The sequence below is a fragment of the Arenibacter lacus genome, from assembly GCF_008711145.1.
GTDB lineage: Bacteria > Bacteroidota > Bacteroidia > Flavobacteriales > Flavobacteriaceae > Arenibacter > Arenibacter amylolyticus.
Map to the genome: position 1 here is coordinate 1 of NZ_VVIN01000008.1, position 17,276 is coordinate 17,276.

At 42.0% G+C, this 17,276-nt stretch carries 16 protein-coding genes; 8 read left to right on the top strand and 8 right to left on the bottom strand.

The annotated features are described in order from the left end of the window. The 5 genes from porL to F1E73_RS04475 form a co-directional block, all read right to left on the bottom strand. The coding region (gene porL / locus F1E73_RS04455) for a type IX secretion system motor protein PorL/GldL (RefSeq protein WP_150451213.1) at window positions 1-545 on the bottom strand (545 nt) is incomplete at its 3' end. 71 nt (window positions 546-616) lie between these two features. Beyond that, a complete protein-coding gene (gene porK, locus F1E73_RS04460) occupies window positions 617-1,978 on the bottom strand; it encodes a T9SS ring complex lipoprotein PorK/GldK (RefSeq protein WP_150451214.1) in 1,362 nt (453 codons plus the stop codon). A gap of 115 nt (window positions 1,979-2,093) precedes the next feature. After that, the gene (locus F1E73_RS04465) at window positions 2,094-3,251 is read right to left on the bottom strand and encodes a formimidoylglutamase (protein ID WP_150451215.1); all 1,158 of its coding nucleotides are present in this window, start codon (window positions 3,249-3,251) and stop codon (window positions 2,094-2,096) included. A gap of 1 nt (window position 3,252) precedes the next feature. Beyond that, complete coding sequence (topA, locus tag F1E73_RS04470) at window positions 3,253-5,760, bottom strand: type I DNA topoisomerase (RefSeq protein WP_150451216.1); 2,508 nt, start codon at window positions 5,758-5,760, stop codon at window positions 3,253-3,255. Between the two features lie 141 nt (window positions 5,761-5,901). Next, complete coding sequence (locus tag F1E73_RS04475; protein WP_150451217.1) at window positions 5,902-6,294, bottom strand: hypothetical protein; 393 nt, start codon at window positions 6,292-6,294, stop codon at window positions 5,902-5,904. A gap of 298 nt (window positions 6,295-6,592) precedes the next feature. Between F1E73_RS04475 and miaB the strand changes: the two genes are divergently transcribed. From miaB to groL, 7 genes are all read left to right on the top strand, one after another. After that, entirely contained in the window at window positions 6,593-8,038 is a 1,446-nt protein-coding gene (miaB, locus tag F1E73_RS04480; protein ID WP_150451218.1) for a tRNA (N6-isopentenyl adenosine(37)-C2)-methylthiotransferase MiaB, read from the top strand. A gap of 4 nt (window positions 8,039-8,042) precedes the next feature. Further along, the gene (locus F1E73_RS04485) at window positions 8,043-9,314 is read left to right on the top strand and encodes a sigma-54 interaction domain-containing protein (protein ID WP_086475973.1); all 1,272 of its coding nucleotides are present in this window, start codon (window positions 8,043-8,045) and stop codon (window positions 9,312-9,314) included. An 88-nt stretch (window positions 9,315-9,402) separates the two neighbouring features. Continuing rightward, the gene (locus F1E73_RS04490; RefSeq protein ID WP_150451219.1) at window positions 9,403-9,921 is read left to right on the top strand and encodes an LptE family protein; all 519 of its coding nucleotides are present in this window, start codon (window positions 9,403-9,405) and stop codon (window positions 9,919-9,921) included. Window positions 9,922-9,924: 3 nt separating this feature from the next. Then, window positions 9,925-10,845, top strand: a complete 921-nt coding sequence (locus F1E73_RS04495; protein WP_150451220.1) for a hypothetical protein — start codon at window positions 9,925-9,927, stop codon at window positions 10,843-10,845. 4 nt (window positions 10,846-10,849) lie between these two features. Further along, window positions 10,850-11,209, top strand: a complete 360-nt coding sequence (gene secG / locus F1E73_RS04500; protein WP_086475970.1) for a preprotein translocase subunit SecG — start codon at window positions 10,850-10,852, stop codon at window positions 11,207-11,209. Between the two features lie 143 nt (window positions 11,210-11,352). Next, window positions 11,353-11,631: a co-chaperone GroES gene (locus tag F1E73_RS04505; protein ID WP_086475969.1), complete on the top strand. Its 279-nt coding sequence runs from the start codon at window positions 11,353-11,355 to the stop codon at window positions 11,629-11,631. Window positions 11,632-11,737: 106 nt separating this feature from the next. Continuing rightward, the gene (groL, locus tag F1E73_RS04510) at window positions 11,738-13,372 is read left to right on the top strand and encodes a chaperonin GroEL (protein ID WP_150451221.1); all 1,635 of its coding nucleotides are present in this window, start codon (window positions 11,738-11,740) and stop codon (window positions 13,370-13,372) included. Window positions 13,373-13,468: 96 nt separating this feature from the next. Here groL and F1E73_RS04515 read toward each other — a convergent pair whose 3' ends face one another. From F1E73_RS04515 to F1E73_RS04525, 3 genes are all read right to left on the bottom strand, one after another. After that, the gene (locus F1E73_RS04515) at window positions 13,469-13,831 is read right to left on the bottom strand and encodes a heavy-metal-associated domain-containing protein (RefSeq protein ID WP_150451222.1); all 363 of its coding nucleotides are present in this window, start codon (window positions 13,829-13,831) and stop codon (window positions 13,469-13,471) included. Between the two features lie 35 nt (window positions 13,832-13,866). Beyond that, the gene (locus F1E73_RS04520; RefSeq protein ID WP_150451223.1) at window positions 13,867-16,101 is read right to left on the bottom strand and encodes a TonB-dependent receptor; all 2,235 of its coding nucleotides are present in this window, start codon (window positions 16,099-16,101) and stop codon (window positions 13,867-13,869) included. A gap of 95 nt (window positions 16,102-16,196) precedes the next feature. After that, window positions 16,197-16,616, bottom strand: coding sequence for an HYC_CC_PP family protein (locus tag F1E73_RS04525; protein ID WP_150451224.1), 420 nt, complete (start codon window positions 16,614-16,616; stop codon window positions 16,197-16,199). Between the two features lie 174 nt (window positions 16,617-16,790). Between F1E73_RS04525 and F1E73_RS04530 the strand changes: the two genes are divergently transcribed. Then, entirely contained in the window at window positions 16,791-17,243 is a 453-nt protein-coding gene (locus tag F1E73_RS04530; protein ID WP_086475964.1) for a GAF domain-containing protein, read from the top strand. The last annotated feature ends 33 nt before the right edge of the window (window positions 17,244-17,276 follow it).

Sequence of the window (17,276 nt, forward strand, 5' to 3'; positions counted from 1 at the left end):
TCCTCATTGATAGATGCCTGTCTACTGGCACTTTCCAGTTGCACCTTATACAGACTATTCAAAGATTCCATTTGGGCAGCTGCCTGCACCATCTCATCTGAGTACTTCCTAGTAGATTCCATAGCGTCTACGGTAGGGGCGATTCCTTTGGCTGCACCTTCAAAATTTTTGATACTGGAACCAAGGCTCTGCATAAGACTGGCGTCTACACCAGCTTCTTTTAAAAGTTCGTCTAATTTTCTAGATAAGGACACTTCTGCTTCCCTAACCTCCGCCGCTTCCTTGGCGTTTGCTTTGGCAGCAAGGGCGCCTCCGTTTAGTTCTGGGTACACCAAAGACCAGTCGTACTCTTCATCCACAGGTTCAAATGCACTGATTGCAAATATCAATGCCTCTGTAATAAGACCAACTGCTAACAGAAGTCCGCCCGTTAACGGACCAAATTGCCAGTGAAGAATTTTAAACAATGCTCCTATGATCACTATAGATGCCCCTAGGCCATAGGCCATCTGAAATAATTTTTTAGTTGATTTTGATTGTGCCATATTCGTGAATTTAGTTAAGTATAATTAATAATAAGTATTTGGTCGTTGTTGATTATAACTCCTAGTAAGTATTACCTTCCTGTTGAATCTTCTTCCCCCATATAATCCTGCACCGTTCTGAAGCCGATATAGCTACGTGCTGAATCCTGGTATTCGTAATCCCTGGTACTTACCTGTAAAAAGTAAGCCACATCTTTCCAAGATCCTCCTCGGATTACCTTTCGTTTATTTTCTGCTGTTCCGGCATATGGGTTCATGGTAGACACATATTCGTACGCATTGGGATCATAACTACTATTGGTCCATTCCGAAACATTCCCTGCCATATTGTACAGGTTGTAATCGTTGGGCTCATAAGACCTGGCCTCTACGGTGTATAAGGCCTCATCCGCAGCATAGTCCCCTCTTTGGGGTTTAAAGTTGGCCATAAAGCAACCCGTGTCACCAATTACATACGGACCACCCCATGGGTACGTACCCCCTTCAATTCCACCTCTGGCAGCATATTCCCATTCTGCTTCGGTGGGCAATCTAAAGCGGTTTACAAACTGCTTGCCCCTACTTTTTTGGTCGTCGTTCTTAAATTTAGTCCTCCAATTACAAAATGCCTGGGCCTGTTTCCAGGTAACCCCTACCACTGGGTATTCACTATACGCATCGTGCCAGAAGTAATCATTGTGCATTGGCTCATTATAAGAATAGGAAAAGTCTCTTATCCATACCGTGGTATCTGGGTACACTTCCAATTCTTCCTGTTTTATAAAATCTCTTCTGTTCCCATTTCTGGATCTGGCCGCAGCCTCTATATCCATCCAGGTATACTTGTACTTTAAGCGCTTAACATCTATATGACGCTGCCCATTATAGGATTCCTCCTCCGAAATGTACATGGAGTCTACCATAATTTCTGTATAGTATTCATCTGGGTATTTAGAAACATCCCATATTAAGTTAGGCCTTTTATTCAATGCCCTTCCTTCATAGCCAGTTTCTCCCTGTCCGGAATACCTATCCAACATATACTTGTCGTACACAGAAAGACGAGTAGTATCTGCATCCAAAAATGCATATTCCCCAATGCCCCCATCTTCGGGACCTAATCCCAATTCGTCTGCCAAAATTGCCAACTGGGTTCGTACAATGGAATCTTTCACCCATTCTACAAACTGCCTGTATTCACTATTGGTGATTTCGGTATCGTCCATATAAAAGGACCTAACCGTTACAGTTTTTGCCGGCGCATTGAGAATCTTTGCCTGATCTTCCTCTGTTTTCCCCATGGTAAAAGAGCCACGTGGGATTAATACCATCCCATAGGGTTTTTCTGGATGCCATTTTTTTCCTTTAGCTCCTACAAGTTCTCCCTTTGTTCCGGACCCACAACTTGAGAGTAAAAAAACAAATGCTATGGATGACAACAATAGCTTCTTCATACGTCTGGTTAAATTTCGATTATCTTTATAAATGCAAACACAAGTATTACTCTCTAAAACTTAATTTTAATTTTTTTATTGTATAAAATAGTCTTTATACCCTAAAAATTTTAACTCAATTAAAGCCTTTTTTATACGCTTTAAACCACCTCTCCGGGATATTCTGGTCACATGCTTCCAAATATTCCAGTTCAGTGCAAGGTAATAACGCAGGTGAATTTGTTTTAGTATGTGCCATAAGTATTGAAGGTACTTCTACCCACCATCTTTCGGTAAGATGACTTTTATAGAAGATAAGCGACTCATTTTCGATTGGCACGGTATACTTGCTAAAGTCGTTATTCTCACTATCTGGGTATTCTTTAATCCTGAAGTTAAGACCTTCAATAAAATACCACATCAGCTGAGAGATCAGCTGAAAAGATTGATTATTATTCTCAACCTCATATATCCCAAACACGGATACATTATCGCTTATCCCCGCATATCTGGCAATGGTACATATTTCTCTCCCGGTAAACCCATTGGGCGAAAAATTATTGGAAAACCCCATTTCCGCCGCACGGATAGCCTGGGCGTCCAAACTTACCAAATGGGCATTTCTAAGTACAGGTTCTGCCAAAGTCATATTATTGATCATCTGGCCTAGCCGATAATAATCAAAAAATAAACGCTCCATAAGATCTAATTCCTCCTGTGCATTAAAATAGCTTTGGTAGCCAATATTGGAAAAATTAAAAAGATTATTGGGTTTATCGGTGATGATCCTACTCATATAAGAATCCGTAGAAATCTGATCCCCATCCAATCCAAAATCGAACCTACTATCTATGGAGACCAAATTCACCATGTTCATAAGTCCATCAAAAGCCCTATAAGTGGGATAAGTAAGATCCTGGGTAGGACCTATTACTATAGGAATAATATTTTTCTCAATTAGCTTTGCCACCACCTCCTTTACCACAAAGAAGGTATCCTCTACCGCATCTCCAGGCTCCACATCCCCCAGATCTACCATATTGGTATTCCAATTACCTTTCATCAGACTATAGAATTGCCGTCTAATCCCTGACAGATCTAGTGGCTCTTTAGGCTCACCAAAGGCGTTCCTAGTTTCATTTACTCCCAAAAGCGCTACACTGGCCTTGGACAAATCTGGAAGACCATGCTTTTCGGAATGTTTAATAATTTGTCTCCCCATGGCTTGGGAGGTTAACAACTCACAATAGGCCAAAACCTCCTCCTTAACGGGAACTAAAAAATTGAAGGCCATATTACTTTTTAGTCTTTGGTTTTGCCTTTGCTTTTGGTTTTGCTTTGGCTTTCTTCTTAGGCGTTTTTTTCTCGATCAATGCCTTTGCTTCTTCCAAGCTTATCTTGGTAGGATCTACGTCTTTTGAAACCTCTACCTTAATCTTACCCTTTATAATGTTATGCCTTCCCCACCTAGCCTTTTCAATACGGATCCCTTCTTCTGGCCACTCCTGTATTAATTTATCGATCTCTTTTTGCTTTTTCACCTCTATCAATTCCTCAATATCGGCTTTGGTAAGGTTGTCGTAATCGTATTTCTTGTTTACATTGATGAACATCCCGTCCCATTTAATAAATGGTCCAAACCTCCCAACACCTTTGGTCACCTCTTTACCTTCGTACATTGCGATGGGGGCGTCTGCCTTTTGTTTTTCCACAATAAGCTCTATAGCTCTATCCATCGTAATTTCCATGGCACTTTCTCCCTTGGCCATAGAGATAAATGTTTTCCCAAATTTCACATAAGGTCCAAATCTACCCACATTAGCTTCTACTTCCTCTCCTTCATACTCCCCTAGCTTTCTAGGTAATTTAAACAGGTCCATGGCCTCCTCATAGGTAATAGTACCTAGGGATTGATCTGGCAACAAACTAGCAAACAAGGGTTTCTCTTCATCGTCTACCGTCCCAATTTGCACCATGGGTCCAAACCTCCCCAACCTAACGGACACCTGCCTGCCCGACTCTGGATCGGTTCCAAGGATGCGCTCTCCACTGGCCCTATCTGCGTTTTCTTCCACATGTTTTACCTGAGGATGAAAATCACTATAGAAATTCTTCATCACCTTTTGCCAATCTTCGTTTCCGGAGGCAATCTCATCAAACTGCTCTTCTACCTTTGCGGTAAAATGGTAGTCCAAAATAGATTCGAAATGTCCTACTAGGAAATCGGTCACAATGATCCCAATATCAGTGGGCACCATTTTCCCTTTGTCCGAGCCTACATTTTCGGTTAATTCTTGGGTCGATATTTTATCAGCTTTAAACCGCAGCTGCACATATTTCCGCTCCGTTCCTTCTATATTCCCCTTTTCTATATAGCCCCTATTTTGAATAGTAGAGATCGTAGGCGCATAGGTAGAAGGTCTTCCAATTCCCAACTCTTCCAACTTCTTCACCAAGGAAGCCTCTGTGAAACGGTAGGGCGCTCTGGAGAATCGTTCTGTAGCGGTTATATACCTATTCTCCAATGCCTCCCCTTCTTTCATGGCAGGAAGCATTCCTTCTTGCTCTTCAGCAATATCTTCTTCGTCCGTTCCTTCTAAATACACTTTAAGGAAACCATCAAATTTTATCACCTCCCCATTGGCAGTAAACTCTTCTTTATGGGTATTGGCCTTTATTTTCACGTTGGTACGCTCTAACTGAGCATCGCTCATTTGCGAGGCTAGGGTACGCTTCCAAATAAGTTCGTACAATTTGGCCTGATCCCGCTCCAAAGAAGGAGATTGATTGTTCATATCTGTAGGGCGAATGGCCTCGTGTGCCTCCTGGGCACCCTTTGTCTTACCCGTAAAGTTTCTAACCTTACTGTACTCTTCCCCGTAATTTTTAATGATAGCATCCTTGGCAGCACCAATTGCCTCACTGGAAAGATTTACGCTATCCGTTCTCATGTATGTTATCAATCCAGCTTCATATAATCGCTGTGCTACTTGCATGGTCTTAGAAACCGAGAAATACAATTTCCTAGATGCCTCCTGTTGCAGGGTGGAAGTAGTAAAGGGCGCTGCGGGCGATTTTTTCGCCGGTTTCTTCTCTAATTTCGCTACCGAAAAGCTGGCTCCTATATTTTGTTTTAAAAAGTCTTCCGCGGCCTTTTTACTAGCATAGGTCTTATTTAATTTAGCGGTAACTATGCTACCCTCACTCGTCTTAAACTCGGCCGAAATCCTAAAGGCTGCCTCAGGAACAAAGGCCTCGATAGCTCTTTCTCTTTCCACTATTAACCGTACAGCTACAGACTGTACCCTACCGGCAGAAAGTCCCGGTTTTATTTTTTTCCAAAGCACGGGGGATAATTCGTACCCCACTAAACGATCTAACACCCTTCTCGCTTGCTGAGCGTTTACTAGGTTGTAATTAATCTCCCTTGGATTTTCAATTGCTTTTTGGATTGCAGATTTGGTAATGGAGTTAAAGACGATCCGATTGGTCTTCTTTTTGTCCAATTTCAACTCCTCGGTTAAATGCCAAGAAATAGCCTCTCCCTCTCGGTCCTCATCACTGGCCAGCCATACGGTTTCTGCCTTTTTAGCAAGATCCCTTAGTTTTTTGACCACCGCTTTTTTATCCTTATCCACGATATACTTAGGGGCAAAATTATTTTCCACATCCACACCCAATTCCTTGGAAGGTAAATCGGCAATATGCCCAAAACTGGAGGTTACCTTAAAGTCCTTTCCTAAAAATTTCTCAATAGTCTTTGCCTTAGCAGGAGACTCTACAATTACTAAATTCTTTGCCATTAACTCGTTTTTGGAGAAACAAAAGTAACTGATTTTTTTAATTTCATGCCATCAGGTTCTTATATGACACAAAAAATCACCTGGCAAAAACAGGTGATTTCGATAAAATATTGGAATAAAATTTTAGAGTTTGGCAATTCTTCAGTAGACAAACTCGGGCTCTCCATCCCTACAGATTAACCCAGCAGGCTTTTCCACCACCGCACAGTCAGACACCACACCATGCGCTTCATTGTAGGCCGCCATTGCCTCGTTATACCGCTTTACCTTGTCTTTAAAAAGCACCGTGTCTATCTTCGTGGAATAAGCGATGTAAGACTGGGGTCCGCCGCAGGCCTTGGAACCAAAAGCTGTAAATCGCCACTCAGCACTATCCACACAGGTTTCGCTTTTCGCCATTTTCTGAATTCCTGCATGCAAACTTTTTAATTGCGCTTCATCCCCTATGGGATCCCCCGTACTCGAACACGAGAAAACCAGTAAAGAGAGGGGCACTATTAGAAACCTATAATTTTTTAAAAAAAAGTATACCATTCTTATATATTGTTTAAACCATTTCATTCTGCCCTAAGCTAGGATAATCCAGCCCAACAATCTCCACAGGAAAGAGGCCTTAAAATATCACATCCCTCAGCAGTCCTATAATAGATGTGGAATAACCCATTGCGTTGCGTAACCAAAAAGCCCTGCTTCATTGCTTCCTTAGACAAGCTATATAATAAGGTATAAATGACAGCACTTTTTATTTTATTTTTAACTGTCAATATGTCACATATCTCCATATAATGCTATCTTTGCAAACCAATAAAGCAAAAAGCATATTTACCATAACATGGAGAAGACAATAGATGAATCCATACAAGGAACTGCCTTATCCCTACAAGCTAAGGAAACAAGTTCCAGAAAATTATACATAGAGAGCTATGGTTGCGCCATGAATTTTTCGGACAGTGAAATAGTGGCTTCCATCTTATCAAAAGAGGGGTTTAGCACCACCCAGGAATTGGAAGATGCAGACTTAGTACTGGTAAACACCTGCTCTATTAGAGAAAAGGCAGAACTTACCATTCGCAAGCGATTGGAAAAATTTAACGCAGTTAAACGTCACCGTCCCCATATGAAGGTTGGTGTGTTGGGTTGCATGGCCGAAAGGCTAAAAGCCAAGTTACTGGAGGAGGAGAAAATTGTAGATATGGTAGTAGGCCCGGATGCCTACAAAGACCTACCCAATTTAATAAGCGAAGTAGATGGGGGCCGAAATGCGGTAAACGTCCTTCTTTCCAAGGAAGAAACCTATGGGGATATTTCCCCGGTTCGACTTAATACCAACGGGGTTTCTGCCTTTGTATCTATTACCCGTGGATGCGATAATATGTGTACTTTCTGCGTTGTTCCCTTTACTAGGGGCAGGGAGCGAAGCAGGGATCCCCAATCCATTTTGGAAGAGGTAACAGACCTTGTAGGTAAGGGTTATAAAGAAATAACCTTACTAGGGCAGAATGTAGATAGCTACCTATGGTACGGTGGTGGCCTAAAGAAGGATTTTAAGCACGCCTCGGAAATACAAAAAGCCACTTCGGTAAACTTTGCCAGTCTATTGGAAATGGTGGCGCAGGCACATCCAAAACTAAGAATCCGTTTCTCTACCTCCAATCCTCAGGACATGACCCTGGATGTGATAAGAGTGGTGGGTAAATATGAAAATGTCTGCAATTACATTCACCTTCCGGTGCAAAGTGGTAGCAATAGCATTCTTCAGAAAATGAATAGGCAACATACTCGTGAGGAGTATTTGGAATTGGTAAGAAATATCATGGAGATTATTCCAGACTGTTCAATATCCCAAGATATGATTGCTGGCTTTCCAACGGAAACGGAAGATGACCATCAGGATACCTTATCCTTAATGCGGGAGGTAAAATATGATTTTGGCTATATGTACGCATATTCGGAAAGACCGGGCACGGCAGCTGCCAAAAACCTGGAAGATGATGTCCCGGAAGCAACCAAAAAGCGAAGACTGCAAGAAATCATTGACCTACAGCGAGAACACAGTCATTACCGAAGCAAACAACAGCTAGGGAAGACCGTAGAAGTCCTTATTGAAGGAACCTCCAAAAAATCCGAACTAGATTGGATGGGCAGAAACTCCCAAAATGCGGTAGTGGTATTCCCCAAGGAACACTATAAACCTGGGGATTTCGTCAATGTAAAAATCAATGATTGCACCTCAGGAACCCTGCTAGGAACCCCTGTAGGATATTCTCATAATAATTAAGTCCATGGAATCGATCCAAGCAACAAAACAACGATATGAAATTGTTGGCAACGATGTGAAGCTGAATCGTGCCATTGAAAAGGCCATCCAAGTTGCCCCTACGGATATTTCCGTATTGGTAACCGGGGAGAGTGGTGTGGGGAAAGAGGCCATCCCAAAAATTATTCACTCCCTTTCCCATAGAAAGCACGCCAAATATATAGCGGTTAACTGTGGTGCCATCCCCGAAGGAACCATTGACAGTGAACTCTTCGGACATGAGAAAGGGGCGTTTACCGGGGCCACCGCTACTAGAAGCGGTTATTTTGAAGTAGCCGACGGCGGCACCATATTTTTGGATGAAGTGGGCGAACTCCCGCTAACCACCCAGGTTAGATTATTACGGGTATTGGAAAACGGGGAGTTCCTAAAGGTAGGTTCTTCCCAGGTTCAGAAAACGGATGTTAGGATAGTAGCGGCGACCAATGTGAATATGTTCGAAGCTATTAAAAAGGAAAAATTCCGTGAAGATCTGTACTATAGATTAAGTACCGTAGAGATCAATATACCGCCCTTAAGAGAACGGAAGGACGATATTCACCTGTTATTTAGAAAATTCGCTGCAGATTTTGGGCAGAAATACAAAATGCCTACCATCAGATTGGAAGATGATGCAGTTCAGCTGCTTGTTAAATACCGCTGGCCCGGAAACATCCGGCAATTGCGAAATATCGCCGAACAGATTTCCGTCTTGGAGGAGAGCAGAATTATTTCCCTCGCTACCCTAAACAGCTATTTACCTAACGCAGGGAACACCAACCTGCCCGCTATAGTGGAAGAGGACAAAAAGAAGGGCGATTTTAGCAATGAAAGGGAAATTCTCTATAAGGTCTTATTTGACATGAAGGGGGATCTAAACGACCTTAAAAAGCTGACGCTAGAACTGCTGAACAACAACGACAGCGCAAAAGTACAGGAGGAAAACGAGAATCTAATCCGAAAAATATACGGGAAAGAAGAAGAAATCTATACGGAGGAAGAGGAGGAAGTAGCTCCTAGTATTTTGGAATTACCAAGACCTCCTATGGACAGCCCAAGCAGCCCCCCTTCAAAAGAGGACAAGTATCATTTTGCGGAGGAAATAGAAGAGGAAGAAACCCTATCTTTACAAGAAAAGGAAATAGAACTCATCAAAAAATCCTTGGAAAGAAATAAAGGAAAAAGAAAAGCAGCCTCCCAAGAGCTGGGAATATCGGAACGTACCTTATACCGAAAAATTAAACAATACAATCTGTAGACGAATGGCAGTGGGCAGTGATCAGTGGGCAGTGGGCAGTGAACAGTAGTCAGTGAACAGTAGTCAGTGGACAGTAAGAAAAAAGAGAATGATAAAGAGTAAACAGTTAATTTTTATGCTTGTCTTGGTGGCAGGTATTTCTAGTTGTGGTATCTATAACTTTACCGGAGGTGATGTGGGAAGCGCCAAAACTTTCCAGGTACCTTATTTTCAAAACTATGCCTCCCAAAATCCGGGATCTACGTTTGAGCCAGGAATGGACAGGGATTTTACTTTGGCGCTACAAGACCTAATCCTAAACCAGACCAGCCTTAACTTAGTTACCTCTAACGGAGACCTTTTATACGAAGGGGAAATTGTGGAATACCGCATTTCTCCAATGTCTGCCACCGCGCAGCAGACCGCTGCCCAAAACAGACTGACCATTGCAGTGAATGTTCGATTTTTTAACAACACCAAACAAGATGTTGATTTTGAACAGCGTTTTTCGTTCTTTTATGATTACCCGGCAAATTCACAGTTTTCTACTGTGAAGGACCAAGCCCATCAAGTCATCTTTGAGCGTATCACTCAAGACATATTCAACAAATCATTGGCAGATTGGTAATCTATGAACGTACAGGATTTTACATACCTACTACAAAACCCTGATAAACTGGTTTCCCCAGTGCAGACCCACCAATTGGAAGACATTTTGGAAGAATATCCATATTTCCAAGCGGCTAGGGCCATGCACTTAAAAGGCTTGCGCAACCTCAACAGCTTTAAGTATAACAACGCCCTTAAAGTTACGGCCGCCTATACCGCAGATAGGGATATCTTGTTCGACTTTATCACTTCCAAATATTTTCTCCAGAATACGATTGCCGATTCTATTTCTGGGAAAACCACCCCGCTAAACGAAACCCCCACCGTTTCCGAAGAAGTTAAGTCGGAGTTTAAGGAAGAGCAATCCCTGATTGCCACTTCGGAGGACGAACCATGGCCCCGTACTGCAAAGGACGCCAATCAAATTTTAGATCCCTCCCTATTCACCTCCAAGGACCCCAAAATAGATGAATCCTTAGCCGAGGATAAAAAAAAAGCGGAAGAAATTCTTGAAATAGGGAAACCCCTTAGCTTTTCAAAAAAAGAACGCTACTCATTTGGTGAATGGTTACAGCTCACCAACCAACCACAAAAAAGGGAGAAAACCACGCCACAGACAGCCTCAAAACCCAAAAAAAAGGAGTCGGCCCAAAACAATTCTGACCACAAAAAGAAAAAATTTGAACTTATAGATAAGTTCATTCAGGCCAATCCCAAAATAGTCCCCAAAGAGAATACTACTAAGGTATCCATTAAAGATTCCCTGACCATTGACCAGAACGAACTGATGACCGCTACCCTTGCCAAGGTATATGTGGAGCAGAAAAAATACAAACAAGCCATACAGGCTTACAGAATTTTAAGTTTGAAATATCCAGAAAAAAGTAGTTTCTTTGCTGACCGAATAAAAGCGGTGGAAAAATTACAACAAGATAAAACATAATTTGATGAATACTACATTTACAATATTCTTAGTCCTGATCATTTTGGTGGCCCTTTTACTAATGTTAGTCATTATGGTACAAAACCCAAAAGGAGGAGGCCTCTCTAGCTCTTTCGGAGGTGGCGGAAGTCAGGTTGTAGGAGGTGTTAAAAAAACAGGAGATTTCCTAGACAGAAGTACTTGGACCCTAGCCGCTCTTTTAGTGGTATTGATCCTGGTATCTAACATAGCGGTAAAAGGCAGCTTTAGCGATACCGATTCTAAATTACTGAATGGAGACCCCATTGAAAATACTACCCCAGGTGTATTACCTGGAGCTCCGGCAACAACACCTGCCAACAATGCTACGGATAGTGTAGAATAGGGACTAAAAGACATAAATCTTACAACAATGCCAGCTTTCGTGACAAGCTGGCATTTTTATTTCATAAAGTGTCAGTTTTTCAACAATGGCATAATTTCTGCCATAATCATTGGAAATTAATAACAATTTAAAATCTAATTAATATGGCTAAAGTTAGCATTAAACCATTAGCGGATAGAGTTCTTATAGAGCCTATGGCTGCAGAAACCAAGACTGCTTCCGGTCTTTACATTCCAGATACCGCAAAAGAAAAACCACAACAAGGCAAGGTAGTAGCTGTTGGTCCCGGTACTGACGAAGCTAAAGTAACCCTTAAGGTTGGTGACACTGTTCTTTATGGAAAATATGCCGGCACAGAGCTAAAATTGGAAGGTAACGAATACTTAATGATGCGCGAGAGCGACATCCTAGCGATCATTTAATTAAATTCTATAGCTCCCACCTACTTGGGGGCGCCTAATCGTTTTAATTAAAATTTAATATTAATCAGATTCCCGTTTATGCGGGATAGCACAATACAAATTAATTATGGCAAAAGATATAACATTTGATATCGATGCAAGAGACGGCTTAAAACGCGGTGTTGATGCATTGGCTAATGCAGTAAAAGTAACCTTGGGACCAAGGGGTAGAAACGTAATTATCAGCAAATCATTCGGCGCACCAAACATCACTAAGGATGGTGTTACCGTAGCTAAGGAAATAGAATTGGTAGACACCCTGGAAAATATGGGTGCCCAGATGGTAAAGGAAGTTGCTTCCAAAACCAACGATTTGGCAGGTGATGGTACTACTACTGCTACCGTACTTGCTCAGGCAATCGTAAAAGAAGGACTTAAGAACGTTGCGGCCGGTGCAAATCCGATGGACCTTAAAAGAGGTATAGACAAGGCTGTAAGTACTATCATCGCAGACTTGGCCAACCAAGCCAAGAAGGTTGGTGATTCTTCCGATAAAATTAAGCAGGTTGCTTCTATTTCCGCCAATAACGACCAAACTATTGGTGACTTAATTGCACAAGCATTTAGCAAAGTTGGCAAGGAAGGGGTTATTACCGTGGAAGAGGCCAAAGGAATGGAAACCTATGTAGACGTTGTTGAAGGAATGCAGTTTGACAGAGGGTACCTATCTCCATATTTTGTAACTGATTCTGAAAAGATGACTGCAGATTTGGACGACCCTTACATTCTTCTTTACGACAAGAAGATTTCTTCCATGAAGGATCTTTTACCAGTATTGGAGCCAGTAGCTCAGTCTGGAAAACCATTATTGATCATCGCAGAGGACGTAGATGGTGAAGCATTGGCCACTTTGGTTGTAAACAAACTAAGAGGTTCTTTGAAAATTGCAGCGGTAAAAGCCCCAGGTTTTGGAGACAGAAGAAAAGCTATGTTAGAAGACATCGCTATCCTAACTGGTGGTACCGTAATTTCTGAGGAAAGAGGCTTTACTATGGAAAACGCTACCTTGGAAATGTTGGGTACCTGTGAGAAGATTTCCATTGACAAGGACAATACTACTGTAGTAAACGGCGCTGGAGACCCAGAAGCTATTAAGACTAGAGTAAACCAGATTAAAGCTCAAATAGATAGCACTACTTCTGATTACGACAAAGAAAAACTTCAGGAGCGTTTGGCTAAATTAGCCGGTGGAGTTGCTGTACTATATGTAGGTGCCGCTTCCGAAGTAGAAATGAAAGAGAAGAAAGACAGGGTAGACGATGCACTACACGCTACTAGAGCAGCTGTAGAAGAAGGTATCGTTGCCGGTGGAGGAGTTGCCTTGATCAGAACCAAAGCACTTCTATCCGAAATAAAAGCAGAAACTCCTGATGAGGAGACTGGTATCCAGATAGTAGCCAGAGCTATTGAGGCTCCATTGAGAATTATCGTTGCCAATGCAGGTGGCGAAGGTTCCGTAGTGGTTGCTAAGGTATTGGACGGTAAAGGCGACTTTGGATATGATGCCAAGACCGAAGAGTACGTAGACATGATTAAAGCGGGTATTATTGACCCAAAGAAAGTAACCAGAATTGCATTGGAAAATGCAGCTTCGGTTGCCGGAATGATCTTAACTACCGAGTGTGCCCTAACCGACATCAAGGAGGATGCTCCTTCAGGTCCACAAGCCCCAATGGGTGGTGGAATGCCTGGAATGATGTAATAGCATCTTGCTAAAACAAGCACTTATTAAAAAAGCCGTTCTTGAAATTTTCAAGAACGGCTTTTCGTTTTAATCCCCCTAAAAGATCAAGAGACCTTAATGCTGCTCGCCATCATCCGAATTATCTTCGCGATACCTGCAGCAAGGATGTATGCCGTTATAGACCTCATCGGCAGCTTTCAACTCCTTGGTATCATGCCCAACAGCTACGATGGCCATTTTAATTTTCATGGAATTGGTTTTACGCTCATCCATTATAATGGATAATTGATGCGTAGGAATATCCCAAGAGGCAAATTTAACCCCCTTCACCCCTAAAGCCGCTTCTTCTATTCGCTCTTTACACATGGAGCACTTCCCGTTAACCTCAAAGGTTAATTTTTTATTTTTCTCCTGTCCGAAGGCCACTAATGAAATTACAGCAAAGACAAGACCCAAGAATATTTTTTTTAGCTTCATATTTCTTCTTTTTATCAATTATTGTTCCTATAAAATTATAATTTATATCTAAATCCTGTATAAAACATTCTTCCCATAGTAGGACCATAGATAATAGTGGTATCAAAATTAACGCCAAAGGGATCCCCTGCACTCAAGACAGGGCGATCCTGAACATAGTCCGTCAAATTCTCTCCTCCAATATAAATTTCAAATTTATTGGAGAACACCCTGGTCAGCTGGGCGTTCATCAACCCAAATGAAGGTGAAAACTCTCCCAGTTGATATTCGGCTGCATTACTAGTAGTATTGGGCAGGCGTTGCCTCCCCAAAACATGCAGGGTATAGTCCATTCGCCAAAGGGAACCGTTTTCCTTTGCTTTGGTGACGTATCCAATATTGGTAAAGAATCTGTGCTGCGCCTGCAATGGCTTTTGCAAAGACCCCGATAGGTAATCGGTTGTTACGTCGTAGTACTTATAGGCGGTTCTTACCTCTACATTTTCTAGGAGTTCATGGTTCAACTCAACCTGAAAGCTTTTAGCCCTACTCTTTCCATCCAAATTATAAAAGGAGACCTCTCGTGGATCTTCCCAATCTACCACTACCTGATTCTTAAAGTCCGTAACATAATAGTCCAGTGAGAAGTTTCCAGGCCTATTAAAAAGTGTGAATCCCTGTAAAAAGCCCATTCCGTAATTCCAGGCATCCTCTGCTTCTAGGCCATAGGCACCACTACCCTGCCCAGCTAAAACAATTTCGCGTGCAGACCCAAATAGTTGCTGGTTTTCGGCAAAAATATTGGCTGCTTTTCTACCTCGGCCAACCGAACCCTTAAGACTTGCCCGCTCCCAAGGAAGATAGCGTAGATGTAACCTAGGGGTCACAAATTCCCCCAAATTATTATGCGCATCCACCCTTAATCCGGCAGTAAGACTCCATTGCTTTAAATCATCGTAACTATATTCAAAATAGGCCCCTGCGGATTTATCTACCCTAGAGTGATCTACCGCGTTCACCATTTCGGTATAGCCGTCATAGGCGATAGTTAAACCCGTCTTAAACTTACTTCTTGTATCGCCAATAATAGAACTGAACTGCAAATTGGTATAACTACTCTCATGATCTATATGATACTGATTAAAGCCAAAATAAGAATCCTGCTTATGCAAACTATAAGCTGTTTGAAAACTTAGGCTCTGAAAAGGAAGCTCGGGAAAAACGTAACCTATTTTTAAGGAAGAATCAAACCGCCTCGTATCTATCTCACTCCCCCAGGAGTTAGTGGTGAACTTGTCTGTAGCCGGATTAAAATTGACTTCTCCCGTTTGCTTATCGTCCTTTAAAAATCGGAGATTAATAAAGCTCACCCATCCCTTTTCCGGATTTTGATACTGCCATCTGTTTAGAATATTAACCTGACCACCCAAGGGGGCATCTAAGAATCCATCATTATTCCCATCCTCCTTGGCGTTCCTATAATTACCATGCAGGTAGAGTCCGGAACTCCATTTATCGTTTAGCGCGTGGTTGAGATGCGTATTCAGCTCCAGCCTCCCATTCATATTGGCATACCCATTCACAAAAACACGCTCATCGGTAAAGGGCTTTACCAGCTCTGCATTTATCTGCCCAGATATACTCTCGTAGCCGTTCACCACACTTCCACCACCCTTGGTGATCTGAATGCTTTCTACCCAAGTCCCCGGCACAAAACTAAGTCCGTACACCTGAGACCCACCACGCACCATGGGGATATTTTCTTGGGTTATCAACAAATAGGGACTGGTAAGTCCTAACATTTGAATTTGTTTAGTTCCCGAGAGTGCATCGGAAAAATTCACATCTATAGACGGATTGGTCTCAAAACTTTCGGATAGATTACAGCAGGCAGCCTTTAACAGCTCTGCGCTGTTAATAGTTACCACGTTCTGCGTACTAAAATAGGACTTTTGCAAAGCATCCCTCTTCTTCTGCACTACCACCTCCTCCAATTCATTGGAAGGCTTTAGGTGGTGCCGCAGCACTTTTGGTGCATTAATTAGCAGGGTATCTGTCTTAAACCCTATATAACTCACCACCAACCGATTAAACTCTGGATTAAATGGAATGCTGAAACTACCATCCTCACCACTTATGGTCCCGGTTTGTGAGTTTAACCAATATACATTGGCGCCGGACAACCCAATCTCTTTTCCATTTGGGTTAGATTCTAATATCACCCCTTCTACATGTTGGGAAAATATCAGTATAGGAAGGCCCAATAAAACAACTGTCAAAAAACGTTTCATTACTATAATTCTCAATATTAATATTATACAAATACACGACATACCCCCACATCGGTTTATAGATGCAGAACGTTGAAATAAATATTAATACAAATTCAAAGTAGAAAAACCTGGTAGCGCACTTGCAACTCCCCTAATTGGAGGGAGGGCGCTCTGTAGTTGTTGGGAATGGAAGGATCAAATAATAGTGCTGGGTGATGACTTGGAACCGCTGTAGGCACCATAAAAATAAAAGGAAGCTCCCATTTTAAGTCCTTAATGGAAGAATAAACAAGGTCTTCCAAGCCCTTAATTGACAGCACTTCACTACTACAGCAAGGAGGTTCCTCTACTGTAAAATCTAGCATTCCCGTTTCTAGATCAGCAATAGTACCACAGCTTTCCGCTTCCTGAAAAAAAGCAATATCCACTAAGTTCCCAAAACAGTAATGCTTTTTTACCGTCCAGGAAACCGTAGCTGCCAGCACTAAAAAGGACAGCAATAAGGAGGATATCTTAAAAAGGATTTTTTTCATCAACACAAAAATAAGTAATTATATATACACCTTCGCCCTGTCATCCTAAAACTTCTTCCTATTTCTCCCCACCCAATACTTAATAAAAACCACCTAAATAAAATACTGGAAAAGAGCACTCCCAAATCTTGCAGACAATTTTGGGAAATAAGGTTATTTTTGCAAAAAAATACTATGCTCCATCAACTAAAACCAAAAGTTTCGGACATCTTAAATGCTTCCGACAATGATATTCAGGCAAAACTCCAAGCTGTTTGCACTTTACTGAAGGACAGTGTCCCCTATTATGATTGGGTCGGATTCTATTTTAGGAACGGCACCAAGGAAGAACTTATCCTAGGACCCTATGCGGGCGAGCCCACAGACCATACCGTAATCCCGTTTGGAAAGGGCATCTGCGGACAGGTGGCCGTATCTAACCAAAACTTTGTGGTCCCAGACGTTAAGGCTCAAGACAATTACATTGCCTGTAGCCTCACCGTTAAATCCGAAATAGTGGTGCCCCTCTTTGTGGATGGGGAAAATATTGGGCAAATAGACATCGACTCTAACACCCTGGACCCCTTTACGGAAGAAGATGAGCGCTTTTTGGAATTCGTCAATCAAGAAGTATCTAAAATTTATTAAACTTTAAGCTGATTGTTGTTAAACCTGCTGTTT

Excerpts from the sequence above, each read along its gene's own strand:
- F1E73_RS04475 (WP_150451217.1), bottom strand. The coding sequence starts at position 6,294 with ATGGTATACTTTTTTTTAAAAAATTATAGGTTTCTAATAGTGCCCCTC.
- F1E73_RS04515 (WP_150451222.1), bottom strand. The coding sequence starts at position 13,831 with ATGAAGCTAAAAAAAATATTCTTGGGTCTTGTCTTTGCTGTAATTTCA.
- F1E73_RS04520 (WP_150451223.1), bottom strand. The coding sequence starts at position 16,101 with ATGAAACGTTTTTTGACAGTTGTTTTATTGGGCCTTCCTATACTGATA.
- F1E73_RS04505 (WP_086475969.1), top strand. The coding sequence starts at position 11,353 with ATGGCTAAAGTTAGCATTAAACCATTAGCGGATAGAGTTCTTATAGAG.
- F1E73_RS04525 (WP_150451224.1), bottom strand. The coding sequence starts at position 16,616 with ATGAAAAAAATCCTTTTTAAGATATCCTCCTTATTGCTGTCCTTTTTA.
- topA (WP_150451216.1), bottom strand. The coding sequence starts at position 5,760 with ATGGCAAAGAATTTAGTAATTGTAGAGTCTCCTGCTAAGGCAAAGACT.
- F1E73_RS04485 (WP_086475973.1), top strand. The coding sequence starts at position 8,043 with ATGGAATCGATCCAAGCAACAAAACAACGATATGAAATTGTTGGCAAC.
- F1E73_RS04490 (WP_150451219.1), top strand. The coding sequence starts at position 9,403 with ATGATAAAGAGTAAACAGTTAATTTTTATGCTTGTCTTGGTGGCAGGT.
- F1E73_RS04465 (WP_150451215.1), bottom strand. The coding sequence starts at position 3,251 with ATGGCCTTCAATTTTTTAGTTCCCGTTAAGGAGGAGGTTTTGGCCTAT.
- F1E73_RS04495 (WP_150451220.1), top strand. The coding sequence starts at position 9,925 with ATGAACGTACAGGATTTTACATACCTACTACAAAACCCTGATAAACTG.
- F1E73_RS04530 (WP_086475964.1), top strand. The coding sequence starts at position 16,791 with ATGCTCCATCAACTAAAACCAAAAGTTTCGGACATCTTAAATGCTTCC.
- miaB (WP_150451218.1), top strand. The coding sequence starts at position 6,593 with ATGGAGAAGACAATAGATGAATCCATACAAGGAACTGCCTTATCCCTA.
- groL (WP_150451221.1), top strand. The coding sequence starts at position 11,738 with ATGGCAAAAGATATAACATTTGATATCGATGCAAGAGACGGCTTAAAA.
- secG (WP_086475970.1), top strand. The coding sequence starts at position 10,850 with ATGAATACTACATTTACAATATTCTTAGTCCTGATCATTTTGGTGGCC.
- porK (WP_150451214.1), bottom strand. The coding sequence starts at position 1,978 with ATGAAGAAGCTATTGTTGTCATCCATAGCATTTGTTTTTTTACTCTCA.